The 12898-nt window shown below is 58.9% G+C and carries 18 protein-coding genes; 11 read left to right on the forward strand and 7 right to left on the reverse strand.

Features of this window, described 5'->3' with window-relative positions:
* Positions 1 to 2 precede the first annotated feature (2 nt).
* From DYL59_RS02845 to DYL59_RS02855, 3 genes are all read left to right on the forward strand, one after another.
* Positions 3 to 608, forward strand: coding sequence for an arylesterase (locus DYL59_RS02845; RefSeq protein ID WP_167496649.1), 606 nt, complete (start codon positions 3 to 5; stop codon positions 606 to 608).
* A gap of 58 nt (positions 609 to 666) precedes the next feature.
* Positions 667 to 960: a hypothetical protein gene (locus DYL59_RS02850; RefSeq protein ID WP_010211879.1), complete on the forward strand. Its 294-nt coding sequence runs from the start codon at positions 667 to 669 to the stop codon at positions 958 to 960.
* A gap of 73 nt (positions 961 to 1033) precedes the next feature.
* Positions 1034 to 2002 carry a L,D-transpeptidase family protein gene (locus DYL59_RS02855; RefSeq protein WP_135287815.1) on the forward strand — a complete coding sequence of 323 codons (969 nt, stop codon included), beginning with the start codon at positions 1034 to 1036 and terminating at the stop codon, positions 2000 to 2002.
* A 135-nt stretch (positions 2003 to 2137) separates the two neighbouring features.
* Here DYL59_RS02855 and oprI read toward each other — a convergent pair whose 3' ends face one another.
* Positions 2138 to 2389, reverse strand: coding sequence for an outer membrane lipoprotei OprI (gene oprI / locus DYL59_RS02860; RefSeq protein ID WP_003172710.1), 252 nt, complete (start codon positions 2387 to 2389; stop codon positions 2138 to 2140).
* Positions 2390 to 3000: 611 nt separating this feature from the next.
* On the opposite strand from oprI, the gene DYL59_RS02865 reads away from it, so the two are divergent.
* The gene (locus DYL59_RS02865; protein WP_003189869.1) at positions 3001 to 3282 is read left to right on the forward strand and encodes a GNAT family N-acetyltransferase; all 282 of its coding nucleotides are present in this window, start codon (positions 3001 to 3003) and stop codon (positions 3280 to 3282) included.
* Positions 3283 to 3347: 65 nt separating this feature from the next.
* Here DYL59_RS02865 and DYL59_RS02870 read toward each other — a convergent pair whose 3' ends face one another.
* Positions 3348 to 4424, reverse strand: coding sequence for a 3-deoxy-7-phosphoheptulonate synthase (locus DYL59_RS02870; RefSeq protein WP_016975370.1), 1077 nt, complete (start codon positions 4422 to 4424; stop codon positions 3348 to 3350).
* Between the two features lie 131 nt (positions 4425 to 4555).
* Positions 4556 to 4990, reverse strand: coding sequence for a PilZ domain-containing protein (locus tag DYL59_RS02875; RefSeq protein ID WP_135287816.1), 435 nt, complete (start codon positions 4988 to 4990; stop codon positions 4556 to 4558).
* Between DYL59_RS02875 and DYL59_RS02880 the strand changes: the two genes are divergently transcribed.
* The 5 genes from DYL59_RS02880 to cysB all read left to right on the forward strand — a co-directional run bounded on the left by DYL59_RS02880 (position 4989) and on the right by cysB (position 8916).
* Entirely contained in the window at positions 4989 to 5375 is a 387-nt protein-coding gene (locus tag DYL59_RS02880; RefSeq protein WP_135287817.1) for a YbbN family protein, read from the forward strand. The two genes, DYL59_RS02875 and DYL59_RS02880, sit on opposite strands and share 2 nt — an antisense overlap.
* Entirely contained in the window at positions 5372 to 6334 is a 963-nt protein-coding gene (locus DYL59_RS02885) for a putative 2-dehydropantoate 2-reductase (protein ID WP_135287818.1), read from the forward strand. The genes DYL59_RS02880 and DYL59_RS02885 overlap by 4 nt, the downstream gene beginning before the upstream one ends.
* 14 nt (positions 6335 to 6348) lie before the next feature.
* Entirely contained in the window at positions 6349 to 7266 is a 918-nt protein-coding gene (locus DYL59_RS02890; protein WP_135287819.1) for a 5'-nucleotidase, read from the forward strand.
* Positions 7267 to 7336: 70 nt separating this feature from the next.
* On the forward strand, positions 7337 to 7837 hold the full coding sequence (locus tag DYL59_RS02895; RefSeq protein WP_135287820.1) for a universal stress protein: 501 nt from the start codon (positions 7337 to 7339) through the stop codon (positions 7835 to 7837).
* Positions 7838 to 7941: 104 nt separating this feature from the next.
* Entirely contained in the window at positions 7942 to 8916 is a 975-nt protein-coding gene (gene cysB / locus DYL59_RS02900; protein ID WP_017734418.1) for an HTH-type transcriptional regulator CysB, read from the forward strand.
* A 6-nt stretch (positions 8917 to 8922) separates the two neighbouring features.
* Here the strand turns inward: cysB and DYL59_RS02905 are convergent, their stop codons facing one another.
* Both DYL59_RS02905 and DYL59_RS02910 read right to left on the reverse strand, forming a co-directional pair.
* A complete protein-coding gene (locus DYL59_RS02905) occupies positions 8923 to 9405 on the reverse strand; it encodes a GreA/GreB family elongation factor (protein WP_135287821.1) in 483 nt (160 codons plus the stop codon).
* Between the two features lie 5 nt (positions 9406 to 9410).
* Positions 9411 to 9779, reverse strand: a complete 369-nt coding sequence (locus DYL59_RS02910) for a hypothetical protein (protein WP_135287822.1) — start codon at positions 9777 to 9779, stop codon at positions 9411 to 9413.
* A 132-nt stretch (positions 9780 to 9911) separates the two neighbouring features.
* Here DYL59_RS02910 and earP point away from each other — a divergent pair, with 132 nt between their 5' ends.
* Both earP and DYL59_RS02920 read left to right on the forward strand, forming a co-directional pair.
* A complete protein-coding gene (gene earP, locus DYL59_RS02915) occupies positions 9912 to 11045 on the forward strand; it encodes an elongation factor P maturation arginine rhamnosyltransferase EarP (RefSeq protein WP_135287823.1) in 1134 nt (377 codons plus the stop codon).
* A 49-nt stretch (positions 11046 to 11094) separates the two neighbouring features.
* Positions 11095 to 11667 (forward strand): elongation factor P, encoded by a 573-nt coding sequence (locus DYL59_RS02920; protein WP_135287824.1) that lies wholly within the window; start codon positions 11095 to 11097, stop codon positions 11665 to 11667.
* A 66-nt stretch (positions 11668 to 11733) separates the two neighbouring features.
* Here DYL59_RS02920 and DYL59_RS02925 read toward each other — a convergent pair whose 3' ends face one another.
* Together DYL59_RS02925 and DYL59_RS02930 are read right to left on the reverse strand one after the other, a co-directional pair.
* Entirely contained in the window at positions 11734 to 12153 is a 420-nt protein-coding gene (locus DYL59_RS02925) for an organic hydroperoxide resistance protein (protein ID WP_135287825.1), read from the reverse strand.
* Between the two features lie 239 nt (positions 12154 to 12392).
* Positions 12393 to 12845 (reverse strand): MarR family winged helix-turn-helix transcriptional regulator, encoded by a 453-nt coding sequence (locus tag DYL59_RS02930; RefSeq protein WP_135287826.1) that lies wholly within the window; start codon positions 12843 to 12845, stop codon positions 12393 to 12395.
* Positions 12846 to 12898: the final 53 nt, after the last annotated feature.

Consider the following 12898-nt stretch of genomic DNA (forward strand, 5'->3'; position numbering starts at 1 on the left):
CGATGCGAATGTGGTTTTTGAGTGCTGGCCTGGCCTTGATGTGCATGGCCCAGAACGCAGCGGCGGGTACAGTCCTGATCGTTGGCGATAGTATCAGTGCCGGTTTCGGCCTGGATACCCGCAAAGGGTGGGTCGCACTGCTGGAGCAACGGCTCAAGACTGAAGGTTTCGACGATAAAGTGGTCAATGCTTCCATCAGTGGCGACACCAGTGCCGGAGGCTTGGCGCGGCTGCCGGTGGCGCTTGCAGAGCATAAACCGGAAGTGGTGGTTATCGAGTTGGGTGGCAACGACGGCCTGCGCGGGCAGCCTCCCGCTCAATTGAAACAAAATCTTGCGTCGATGATTGATCAGTCCAAGGCCATTGGCGCCAAGGTGCTGTTGCTCGGCATGCAATTGCCGCCCAACTACGGCCCGCGTTACACCCATGCCTTCGCCGAGGTCTATGGCACCCTTGCCAAGGAAAAAGCGGTGCCGCTGGTGCCGTTTTTCCTAGAGGGTGTGGGTGGCAATCCACAGTTGATGCAAGCCGATGGTCTGCACCCGGCAGTCGGCGCCCAGGGCAAGTTGCTGGAAAATGTCTGGCCGACGCTAAAACCGCTGCTATGACGCTTTTCTACCGGCAGGCTTTCGGCTAAGGTGGCGCCCCCCCGATTTGGAGCCCCTGATGTCGCGTCCTGCCTGGTCCCTGTTTAACTACCAACTGATCGAGCCGGACGAGCAGTTGGATCTGTTCGCCTGCCAGGAAGTGCGGGTACACCTGGTGGCGCGTCAACTGGAACTGGGCGGCTCCATCGATCGCACGCTGTGCGGCACGCTGCTGCCTGCACAGCCGCGTTGGTCGCGAGTTGATCGCTCGATCTTCCAGGACCAACGCCTGTGCCCACTATGCCGGGCGATCCTCGAATCCCAGAAGCGCGGCACACCGCCGATCTGGCCAGAGTTGCGTTTCGAGTTGTAGGGGGCAGCTAGAACCCCGCTTCACGTATACAATCGTTTTTTACCTACCCGTCGTTCTGCGAAGGATTTTCCGGATGTTGTCGCGCCTTTCCGTCGTCACCTGCTGCCTGTCTCTCGCTGCACTTTGCGCAGCCGGTACTGCGTCAGCCTTGCAGTTGCCTTTGCCACCACCGGGTGAAGACATCGTTGGTCAGGTCCAGGTGATCAAGGCCAAGTACGAAGACACCTTCGCCGACCTGGGCACTACCTATGACCTGGGCTATTCGGAGATGGTCGCGGCCAACCCGGGCGTGGATGCCTGGTTGCCGGGGGCGGGCACCGAGATCGTGCTGCCCACGCGCTTCATCCTGCCCCCAGGCCCGCGCGAAGGTATTGTGATCAACCTGGCGGAGTACCGGCTGTACTACTACCCCAAGGGCCAGAACGTGGTCTACACCTTCCCGCTGGGCATCGGTCGGGAAGGCTGGGGTTCGCCCATCGCCCATACCAGCATCATTGCCAAGACGCCCAACCCCACCTGGACTCCGCCAGCCTCGATCAAGGCCGAGCACGCCGCCAACGGTGATCCGCTGCCCAACGTGGTACCGGCTGGCCCGGACAACCCCTTGGGCCCTTTCAAGTTCACCCTGGGGACACCGGGCTACCTGATCCACGGCTCCAACATGAAGTTCGGCATTGGCACCCGCACCAGCCATGGTTGCTTCCGCATGTTCAACAACAACGTGCTGGAAATGGCCAGCATGGTGCCGGTGGGTACGTCGGTGCGCATCATCAACGATGCCTACAAGTTCGGCAGCAGCGGCGGCAAGGTCTACCTTGAGGCGCACACGCCGCTCAATGACGACGGCACGCCGTCGGTGGTCGACAAGCACACCGCGGTGATCAACGCCTTGCTCAAGCGTGAAGACCTGGCCAATCAGTTGCGGGTGAACTGGGATCAAGTGCGGGATGTGGTTGCGGCCGAGGACGGCTTGCCGACTGAAATCGGCGTACCGGGCGGGGCACCCATCGCCTCCAGCGCGCCGATCGATCTGCAGCAATAACGCGGTGTGATCAACAGCCCGCCATGGCCTCGCGCTGTGGCGGGTTTTTTATTGCCCGTGATTCAGGCACAAACGCCAGGCAATAAAAAAGCCGACCCATAAATGGATCGGCTTGATAACAACCCCGAGGGATTATTACTTGCGGCTAGCTTTTTCAAGCATACGCAGGGCGCGCTCGTTAGCTTCGTCAGCAGTCTGTTGTGCTTTTTGAGCAGCAGCCAGAGCTTCATCAGCTTTACGGTAGGCTTCGTCTGCACGAGCCTGGGAGCGAGCTGCTGCGTCTTCAGTTGCAGTCAGACGAGCTTCGGTTTCTTTGGAGACGCTGCTGCAACCGGTAGCCAGAACTGCGGCCAGAGCCAGAGCAGAGAATTTCAGAACGTTGTTCATCGTGTTCCCCTTCAAGGACTTTCAATTAGATGGCTAGTTTCTCAGAGTGAGCTAATAGCCGGCGTACATACTACCCATTACTTGTAGTAAGTAAACTGACGTAGCGCAAGAAGCAAAAAAAATTCTCGCGCCGAATCTATTTTGGCTAACCTTTTGAAGGTTTGTATAAAAACCGTTCAATTTTTTTTCATTCAGGCAAAAAATCGAGCCAGGCTGAAAGGTCCAGCCAGCCTGTGCTGGACGTTGTGAACAGATAAAAATTTATATATCCACGCCGACACTTACGTTCCGCTTGGGTTTGTCCCGTCCGGCATCTTTCGCACATCTAGAGGTGACTTTAAGAGCGCCTGTTCGTCTCAAGGTTCAACTGCCGGCAATGTTCAGGCTTTCGATCCCAGGTTGATCGGGCCCTTTCTATATCCACCAGCGGCAGGGGAAGACGAGTGCGCCTTGAGCAATTGCAGGATTGGTGCCTACTATTCCCCTCGTGCTGGTTGTGAGCGCTAGAGGTTTCTCGTTGTCGAAACCGGCACGGGGTGGCGTAGATGTTCCTTCGCCGGAAAAACATCGGTAAGGTAGGGGTCAGAAACCAAGACCCGCGAGGAGTAGTGATGAGCGAGGCGTTGTCCATCCACCATGACCAGGCTGGTCATCAGTTCGAGACCAATGTGGACGGTCATCGTGCCTATCTGACCTATATGGACCTCGGCAAGCAGACCCTGGATATCTATCGGACCTTCGTGCCCAACGCACTGCGAGGCCGAGGCATCGCGGCGGCCTTGACCGAGGAAGCCTTGAAGTTCGCCGAAGAGGCGGGCTACACGGTGATTCCATCCTGCTCCTATGTCGAACGCTACATGGAGCGCCATCAGCGTCATGCCGCGAAGCTGTAAGGCATAAAACCGCACCATGAAAAACGCCGGGCTGAGCCCGGCGTTTTTGTGTGCGCACTACGGTGTCAGGTGCGTTTGCGCTTGGGCAATACGTCCTTGAGCTTGGCGTGCATGCTGCGCAGGGTGTTCTCGGTGGCCGCCCAGTCGATGCAGGCATCGGTGATCGACACGCCGTACTGCAAGTCGGCCAGGTCTTTTGGAATCGCCTGGCAGCCCCAGTTCAGGTGGCTTTCGACCATCAGGCCGATGATCGACTGGTTGCCTTCCAGGATCTGGTTGGCGACGTTTTCCATCACCAGCGGCTGCAGGGCCGGGTCCTTGTTGGAGTTGGCGTGGCTGCAGTCAACCATGATGTTCGGCTTGATCTTGGCCTTGTTCAGGGCCTGTTCGCACAGGGCAACGCTGACCGAATCATAGTTGGGCTTGCCGTTGCCGCCGCGCAGCACGACGTGACCGTAAGCATTGCCCTTGGTGGTGACGATGGAGACGCCCCCTTCCTGGTTGATACCCAGGAACCGGTGCGGGCTGGAGACCGATTGCAGCGCGTTGATCGCTACGGTCAGGCCGCCGTCGGTACCGTTCTTGAAACCCACGGCCGATGACAGGCCGGACGCCATTTCACGGTGGGTCTGGGATTCGGTGGTACGTGCGCCAATGGCCGACCAACTGATCAGGTCCTGCAGGTACTGCGGGGAGATCGGGTCGAGGGCTTCGGTGGCAGTGGGCAGGCCCATCTCCGCCAGGTCCAGCAGCAGTTGACGACCGATGTGCAAGCCGTCCTGGATCTTGAACGAGTCATCCAGGTATGGGTCGTTGATCAAGCCTTTCCAGCCGACGGTGGTACGCGGCTTCTCGAAATAGACACGCATCACCAGGTACAGAGTGTCCGACACTTCTGCCGCCAGCACCTTCAGGCGCTCGGCGTATTCGTGGGCGGCCTTGAGGTCGTGGATCGAGCAGGGCCCGATGACGACGAAGAGGCGGTGGTCGGTGCCATCGAGAATGTCACGGATGACTTCGCGGCCCTTGGTGACGGTCTGCAGGGCAGCGTCGCTCAGGGGGATTTCGCGCTTGAGCTGATCGGGTGTGATCAGGGTCTCGTTGGATTCGACGTTTAGGTCATTGATCGGTAAATCAGCCATCGTGTTACTCGTCAGGGTCACGGGTGCCGGCCGCCAGCCATCCCCGTGCGGCGGAGCACAGCATGATTTGAATGCAGGGGGGAGGAACCTTAGCGCGTAACACGGGCCCGCGACAATGGGCAAAGCCCGCTTTAATCCAGCACTGGCGCCACAAAGGCCTCGTGGGAGAACTCCACGGCATGGCGCGACACCCACTCGCGGGCCAGGGCTTCGAATTGCTGGGGCGTAGGTTCAGCGTCTTCGTGCTGGCGGCAGTAGCGTTCTATCCGGCATGCTTGTTCGCCCATTCGGGCGCCGAACAACGCATGTTCATCAGTGAACGCGATGCCGATGCGGTAGCCGTTCTCTACCTTGCGGCACCAGGCTACATAACCTGGATAGCGGGCACTGGGGCCCAGGGAGGGGATTTGCAGATCAACCGCCGTACCCTGGCGCCAGGCACGCGGCCAATGGCAGGCGATACCGCCAAGGCCCTGAGTGAGCAGGCGTTGGCGGGGGATGGCAGGAGCGGGGCGTTGGATTAACTCGACAGCGACATCATCAGGGTGAGGTAAAAAACGACCCATGTACACGGACTCCGAGCACCGTCCTGTTGACGGCGGTGGCAGCAGTATAGTGAAGGAACTGGAATTGACCGACCTGGATATTGACCAGCAATTGCTGGGATTGCCAGGTATTTCGTTGGTGGTATTCACCAGTGTCGGTTGCTCCAGTTGCCGTTGGGCGCGCCAGCAGGTGCCCGGCTGGCCGTTGCCGGTGGACCGCGTGTGCTGGGTGGATGCCGGGCACAACGGCGGTGCGGTCGAACGCTACCAGATCTTTCATTTGCCCGCGCTGTTCGTGGTATGCGAGGGTCAGTTCCTCGGGCAGATCCAGACACGTCTTACGCTCGATGACCTTGCCAATGCCGTGAACCAAGCCCTTACCCGCACCCCAGAGGATTTGCCATGACCGCAGTTGCATCCCCATCGCCACGCATTGGCATCATCGGCACCGGCGCCATCGGTGGTTTCTACGGCCTGATGCTGGCGCGCGCCGGCTTCGATGTGCACTTCCTGTTGCGTAGCGAATACGCAGCCGTCAGTGAGCAGGGCTTGCGTGTGAACAGTCAGGTGCACGGCCCCTTGCACCTGCATCCGGTGCAGGCCTATGCCCACGCCGCCGATATGCCGCCGTGCGATTGGTTGCTGGTGGGCACCAAGTCCACAGGTAACGTGGAACTGGCGCCGACCCTCGCCCAGGTCGCGGCGCCGGACGCCAAAGTGGTGCTGTTGCAAAACGGCCTGGATGTGGAAGACAGCCTGCGCGAACACTTGCCAGCGTCGATCCATCTGCTGGGCGGGCTGTGCTACATCGGTGTGTACCGCTCTGCGCCCGGCGTGGTCGAGCACCAGGCCCTGGGGCGCGTGAACCTGGGGTATCACAGTGGTACGGCGGCCAACGACGAAGAGCGCCAGAAAGCCATTGTTGAAGAGGGCGCCGCGCTGTTTCATAAGGCGGGCATCGAGTCCCAGGCCATGGCCAATGTGCATCAGGCCCGTTGGCACAAGCTGGTGTGGAACGTGCCCTACAACGGCCTTTCCGTCCTGTTTGGCACCGGTACCACGGCGATGATGGCGGACGAGTCCAGCCGCGAGTTGATCCAGGCGTTGATGGCTGAAGTGGTGCAGGGCGCCAACGCTTGCGGCCATGAGATTCCCGCCAGCTACGCCGAACAGATGTTCGCCATGACCGAAACGATGGACGACTACCTGCCCAGCATGTACCACGACCATATTCACAAACGCCCGCTGGAACTGGCGGCGATCTACGCGCGACCCTTGGCTGCGGCCAGGGCTGCCGGCTGTGAATTGCCGCGAATGCAGGCGCTGTACCAGGCCTTGAGTTTTATTGATCGGCACAACCGCTGAATGGGGGGCACATCATGGCAAAGGGATTGGGCGATAAATTGGTGCTGGCCATCTCATCGCGAGCCCTGTTCGACCTGAGCGACAGCCACAAGGTGTACCTGGCCCAGGGCGTCGAGGCGTACCGCAAATACCAGATCGAACACGAGGAAGAAATCCTCGAGACCGGCGACGCCTTCCCGCTGGTCAAGAAGCTGCTGAGTCTCAACGCCAGCCTCGGCCGGGCTCGGGTCGAGGTGGTGCTGGTGTCGCGAAACAGCGCCGACACCGGCTTGCGCGTCTTCAATTCGATCCAGCACTACGGCTTGGATATTTCCCGCGCTGCTTTCGTTGGCGGACGTAGTCCTTATCCTTATTTGGCAGCCTTTGGTTGCCATCTGTTTCTTTCGACCCATGCTGAAGATGTGCGCAGTGCCCTTGACGCTGGCTTTGCGGCGGCGACGATTTTGTCCGGTGGCCCACGTCGCGCGTCCAGCGAAGAACTGCGGATTGCCTTCGACGGCGATGCCGTGTTGTTTTCTGATGAGTCCGAGCGTGTGTACCAGGCCGGCGGGTTGGAAGCGTTCCAGGCCAGCGAGCGGGAGTCGGCGCGTCAGCCGTTGCATGGCGGTCCGTTCAAAGGCTTTTTGGCGGCGCTCAATTTGTTGCAGCGAGAGTTTCCAGACGAGCAATGTCCGATTCGTACCGCACTGGTCACCGCCCGTTCGGCACCGTCCCACGAACGGGTGATTCGTACGTTGCGCGAGTGGGATATTCGCCTGGACGAGTCGCTGTTCCTGGGTGGGCTGGAGAAATCCGCGTTCCTGGAGGCCTTCGCCGCCGATGTATTTTTTGACGACCAGGCCGGACATTGCGAGAAGGCCAGGGACGTGGTGGCCACTGGGCATGTGCCCCATGGCATCAGCAATGAGGTAAGGGTTCAGTCCGAGAGCTAAGTCAGTCGAAGTCATCGAGGCGCTGCTAAGCTCATTTCATCTCCGCCATCCTGGCAGTCCAGGAGGTTCTATGATTCGTTCGATGCTGTACGCCACAGACCTGGGTCTGTATGCGCCTTATGTGATGCAACATGCACTGGCGCTGGCGCGAACGTTCAAGGCGGACCTGTATGTGATCCACGTGGTCGAGCCTATCGGGCTGTTCGCCGAATCGGTGTTACAGAGCTACCTTGATGAGCAGGCCTTGAGTGAATGGCAGAGTCAGGGGCTGACCACCGTGATGGCAACCATCGAGCAGCGGGTGCTGGACAGCTTTCGTGAGGAATTGGGGGACGAGGAGCAGGACCTGAAGTTGATTCGCTCGGTACGGGTGATCCAGGGGGACCCCTGTGAGGTGATTCTCGACCAGATGCGCAAACTGTCCGTCGACCTGGTTATTGTAGGCAGTCATAGCCATGCAACCGCAGCGGCGACTCCGCTTGGACGCACCGCTGCTCGGGTGCTGCAGTTGTCTACGGTGCCGGTTTACCTGGTGCCTTCGTTGCAACGTCGACGCAGTGATGACGTGTGATGGATAGAAAGCGATAAAAAGTTCTAGATTTATCCATCGAACCTTTAATATAGTTATATACCGTCGCTGATACCCGTGGCGTCTACTTGCTTTGAGGGACACATATGAAGCTTCAACAACTGCGCTACATCTGGGAAGTGGCGCACCACGACCTCAACGTTTCCGCTACCGCTCAAAGCCTCTACACCTCGCAACCCGGTATCAGCAAGCAGATCCGCCTGCTCGAAGACGAGCTGGGCGTCGAAGTGTTCGCACGCAGTGGCAAGCACCTGACCCGAGTCACCCCGGCGGGTGAACGCATCATCACCACCGCTGGCGAGATCCTGCGCAAAGTCGAAAGCATCAAGCAGATCGCCCAGGAATTCTCCAATGAGAAGAAGGGCACCCTGTCCATCGCGACCACCCACACCCAGGCCCGTTATGCATTGCCACCGGTGATCCGCGATTTCATCAAGCAATACCCGGATGTTGCACTGCACATGCACCAGGGTTCGCCGATGCAAATCGCCGAGATGGCCGCCGATGGCACCGTGGATTTCGCGATTGCTACCGAAGCCCTGGAGCTGTTCGGTGACCTGGTGATGATGCCGTGCTATCGCTGGAACCGTTGCGTCGTTGTGCCTCAGGGCCATCCATTGGCCAAGCTGCCGAAGCTGACGCTGGAAGCCCTGGCTGAATACCCGATCGTGACGTATGTGTTCGGTTTCACCGGCCGTTCCAAGCTCGACGAAGCCTTCAGCCACCGTGGCCTTACACCAAAAGTGGTGTTTACCGCAGCTGACGCCGACGTGATCAAGACTTACGTGCGCCTGGGCCTGGGCGTGGGCATCGTCGCCAAGATGGCGGTGGACACCAACCTCGACAAAGACCTGGTGGTGCTCGATGCCAGCGAGTTGTTCGAGTCCAGCGTGACCAAGATCGGCTTCCGTCGCGGCACCTTCTTGCGCGGCTTCATGTGCGACTTCATCGAGAAGTTCGCGCCGCACCTGACCCGTGAAGTCATGGCCAAGGCGATCCAGTGCCACAACAAGCAGGAACTGGAAGAGCTGTTCGAAGGCGTTGAACTGCCCGTTCACTGAGTGGGTTTATTTGGCCTCGGTAACCACAAACAGTTGCCGAGCGCCCGCCACCAGAATCTCTACCTCATCCCCCTCGAACTTGCCCAGCAGGCCTTTGCCCAAGGGTGAGCGCGGGGTGATGACGGTCACCGGTTGCCCCACCACATCCACTTTCAAACCTGCCGCATCAGGCGCCAGGAACAGCCACTGCTGACGGCCGTTTTCGTCCTCCAGGCCCAGTAGCGCGCCGACCTCTATCCCACGCTGATCATCGTAGGCACGCAGTGGCATGTTCTGGCACAGCACCAGCGCCTGTTTGATTTCCTCGACCCGCTTGGCCTGGCCGGCAGCCAGGTACGACGCCTCCAGCCCGAGGGTGTCGTATTTGTTTTCTGCGATGTTTTCTTCGTGGGTCGCGGTTTCGTAGGCGGTTTGCGCGGCACGTTGGGCGATGTCGAGATCGACGGTGAGCTTTTCCAGGAGCAGTTGGTGGACGGCGTGTTTATTCATGATCATCAATCGCAAAATTGCAGGACATTGGCCCGGGTCTTTTCGTTGGGGGCGTTCTGGTCCTGTTGCAGCCAGAACTGGCACTTGGGGTTGGACAGGTTGCGCGCGTTGCTGCGGGCCTGGTCCAGGGTTTGCTGCTGCTCCTGTTTTTGCAGGTTTTGCTGATATTGCTCGAACATCCGGTTGGGCGGCTCCGGGGTCACCACCGTCGGCCTGGCCAACTGCTCAACCGCCTGGGCCACGGGCGCGAGGCTTTGCGGGAACAGATAGCGCGACGCCAGCCAGGTGGTCAGCGCAATGGCGATAAACCCCAGCCATACGCCCAGGGCGATAGCGATACACAGCTTGAGCAGCGACAACGGGCGATCAGACATGGTGGCCTCCTGGCAGGCATTTGCGGCGTGGCGGCGATTGTCGCACAGCCGTTGTGCAGAATAATCGCGATCAAGCCTTCTGCATCCGCGCATTTATGCGGACAATCGAGCCTTTGAATGTTGGAGCCCGGAATGAAAGCCCGCTGGGATATTTTTTGCAGCGTCGTCGACAACTACGGCGACATCGGCGTGACCTGGCGCCTGGCCCGGCAATTGGTGGCCGAGCATGGTTGCGAAGTGCGCTTATGGGTTGATGACCTGCGCGCCTTTGAGCGCATGTGCCCCGAAATTGATGTGCAGCTGAGCCAGCAATGGCAGGAGGGCGTCGAAGTGCGCCATTGGCCGGCCGAGTGGCAGAACGCGCCGGCGGCGGATGTGGTGATCGCCGCGTTCGCTTGCCAATTGCCGTCTGAGTATATGGAAGCCATGGCCGAGCGCGATCGCGTGCCCCTGTGGATGAACCTGGATTACCTGAGCGCCGAAGATTGGGTAGTGGGTTGTCACCGCCTGCCATCGGTGAAGTTCAAGGGTGTGCAGAAGTACTTCTTCTTTCCAGGCTTTCGCCCGGGTACCGGTGGCCTGCTGCGGGAGGCGGGGTTGTTGGAACAGCGTCGGGCGTTTCAGCAGGATGGGGCTGCACAGCGACAATTCCTGCAAACCCTCGGTGTGTTTCCTGCCGAGGGCGCACAGCTGATCTCACTGTTTGCCTACGAAAATGCCGGACTGGCGCGTTGGTTGGACGTGTTATCGACGGACGGGCGTGCCACTCATCTAGTGGTGCCGGAGGGACGTATCCTCGGGGACGTAGGGCGCTGGCTTGGCGTCGAAGGGCTGGTGGTGGGGGATATTCTTCAACGTGACGCCCTGACAGTGCAGGTGCTGCCGTTCGTGCGCCAGGAGCAATACGACCGCCTTTTGTGGTGCTGCGACTTCAACGCGGTGCGTGGCGAGGACTCGTTCGTGCGCGCCCAATGGGCCGGCCGGCCGTTGTTGTGGCACATCTATCGCCAGGACGAGGATATCCACCTCGATAAGCTCGATGCGTTCCTGGCGTTGTACACCGCCGCCTTGTCACCGGCCGCTAGCGCTGCATTGGTTGCGTTATGGCAGGCCTGGAACACGGAGGGTGATATGGCCGTGGTGTGGAAAAAACTGCTGGAACATTGGCCTGAGGTGAACCAACACGCTGAAAACTGGTGTCTGGAACAGGCCTTGCAGGCCGATCTTGCGACGGCGCTGGTGAATTTTCATGAAAGTTGGATATGATACGCCACCTTGAATTTTGTAAATCCCATCCAAATTTCGGATATATGCAATGAAAACTGGTAAAGAACTGAAACCCGGTACAGTGATCCGTCTCGAAAACGACCCTTGGCTGGTTCAGAAAGCTGAGTTCACCAAGTCTGGTCGTAACAGCGCCATCATGAAGACCAAGCTGAAGAACCTGCTGACCGGTTACAAGACCGAGATCGTTTACAGCGCCGACGACAAACTGGACGACGTGATCCTCGACCGCAAAGAAGCGACCCTGTCCTTCATCAGCGGCGACACCTACACGTTCATGGACACCACTGACTACACCATGTACGAGCTGAACGCTGAAGACATCGAAGCCGTTCTGCCGTTCGTTGAAGAAGGTATGGAAGACGTCTGCGAAGCGATCTTCTTCGAAGACCGCCTGGTTTCCGTAGAGCTGCCGACTACTATCGTGCGTCAGGTTGACTACACCGAAGGTTCCGCTCGCGGCGACACTTCGGGCAAGGTCATGAAGCCTGCCAAACTGAAAAACGGTACCGAACTGGCTGTTGCAGATTTCATCGAAATCGGCGACATGATCGAGATCGACACCCGCGAAGGCGGTTCGTACAAAGGCCGCGCCAAGAAGTAATTCTGGCCCCGCCGATACGAAAAAAACCCGACGTTGAGTCGGGTTTTTTTATGGGCGTCTATTAGGTCAGACGGTCACATGCAGGCGTACATCGACGTTGCCACGGGTGGCGTTGGAGTACGGGCACACTTGGTGAGCGGCGTCGACCAGGTTTTGCGCGTCATCCTGGGCCAGGCCCGGCAGGCTGATGTGCAGGTCGATATCCAGGCCGAAACCGCCGGGGATTTGACCGATGCCAACGTGGGCAGTGATCGAAGCGTCATCCGGGATTTTGCGCTTGGTCTGGCTGGCCACGAATTTCAGGGCGCCGATAAAGCAGGCCGAGTAACCGGCAGCGAACAGTTGCTCGGGGTTGGTGGCCTGGCCACCAGCACCGCCCAGTTCTTTAGGGGTAGAAAGCTTGACGTCGAGGATGTTGTCGCTGGAAACAGCACGACCGTCACGGCCGCCGGTTGCGGTAGCTACTGCGGTATAGAGAGTTTGCATGGTGTGGTCCTCTTGAGTGTGTAGTGCTAAATGTTTGCGCGCTAAGTAGTTGATGAGGTGAATGTATAGCGCTAATGTTTTGTGCGCAAGATAAATTTTTAAATTATTTTGTGTGGATACCGCAAAACGATGTGGGAGGGGGCTTGCTCCCGATAGCAGAGGGTCAGTCAATCGATTCCTTGGCTGATACACCGCTATCGGGAGCAAGCCCCCTCCCACATTTCAAAGCTTCAATGCTATTAGATTGAGTTCTGCAGGTTGCCCCGCAGCGCAATCAAATCAGCCTGGAGCTTACGCAGCTGCTCAAGCTCCAGCCCGCTGGCCCCCAAAATACACTGCGGAATACCCATCGCTTTGTCTTGCAGTGCCCGCCCAGTCTCAGTCAATTCCACCACCACCACCCGTTCGTCTTCACGGCTGCGTGTGCGACTCAACAGCCCCTCAGCTTCAAGGCGTTTGAGCAGGGGAGTAAGAGAGCCTGGATCGGTCAGCAAACGGCTGCTGATTTCACCCACGGTCAAACCGTCCTCTTCCCACAGCACCATCATGGCCAGGTACTGCGGGTAGGTCAGGCCAAGGGCTTGCAGCAATGGCTTGTAGACCTTGGTCATCAGCAACGACGTGGAGTGCAGGGCGAAACACAGCTGGTTGTCCAGCATCAGGGATTCGCAGGGGGCGGGATTCTTGCTCATGGCGGTACCTCGGGAAAGCGTGTCTGGGCTGGAATCTAGCGGGCAAATGTTTA

The organism is Pseudomonas kairouanensis (assembly GCF_004682055.1).
Classification (GTDB): Bacteria; Pseudomonadota; Gammaproteobacteria; order Pseudomonadales; family Pseudomonadaceae; genus Aquipseudomonas; species Aquipseudomonas kairouanensis.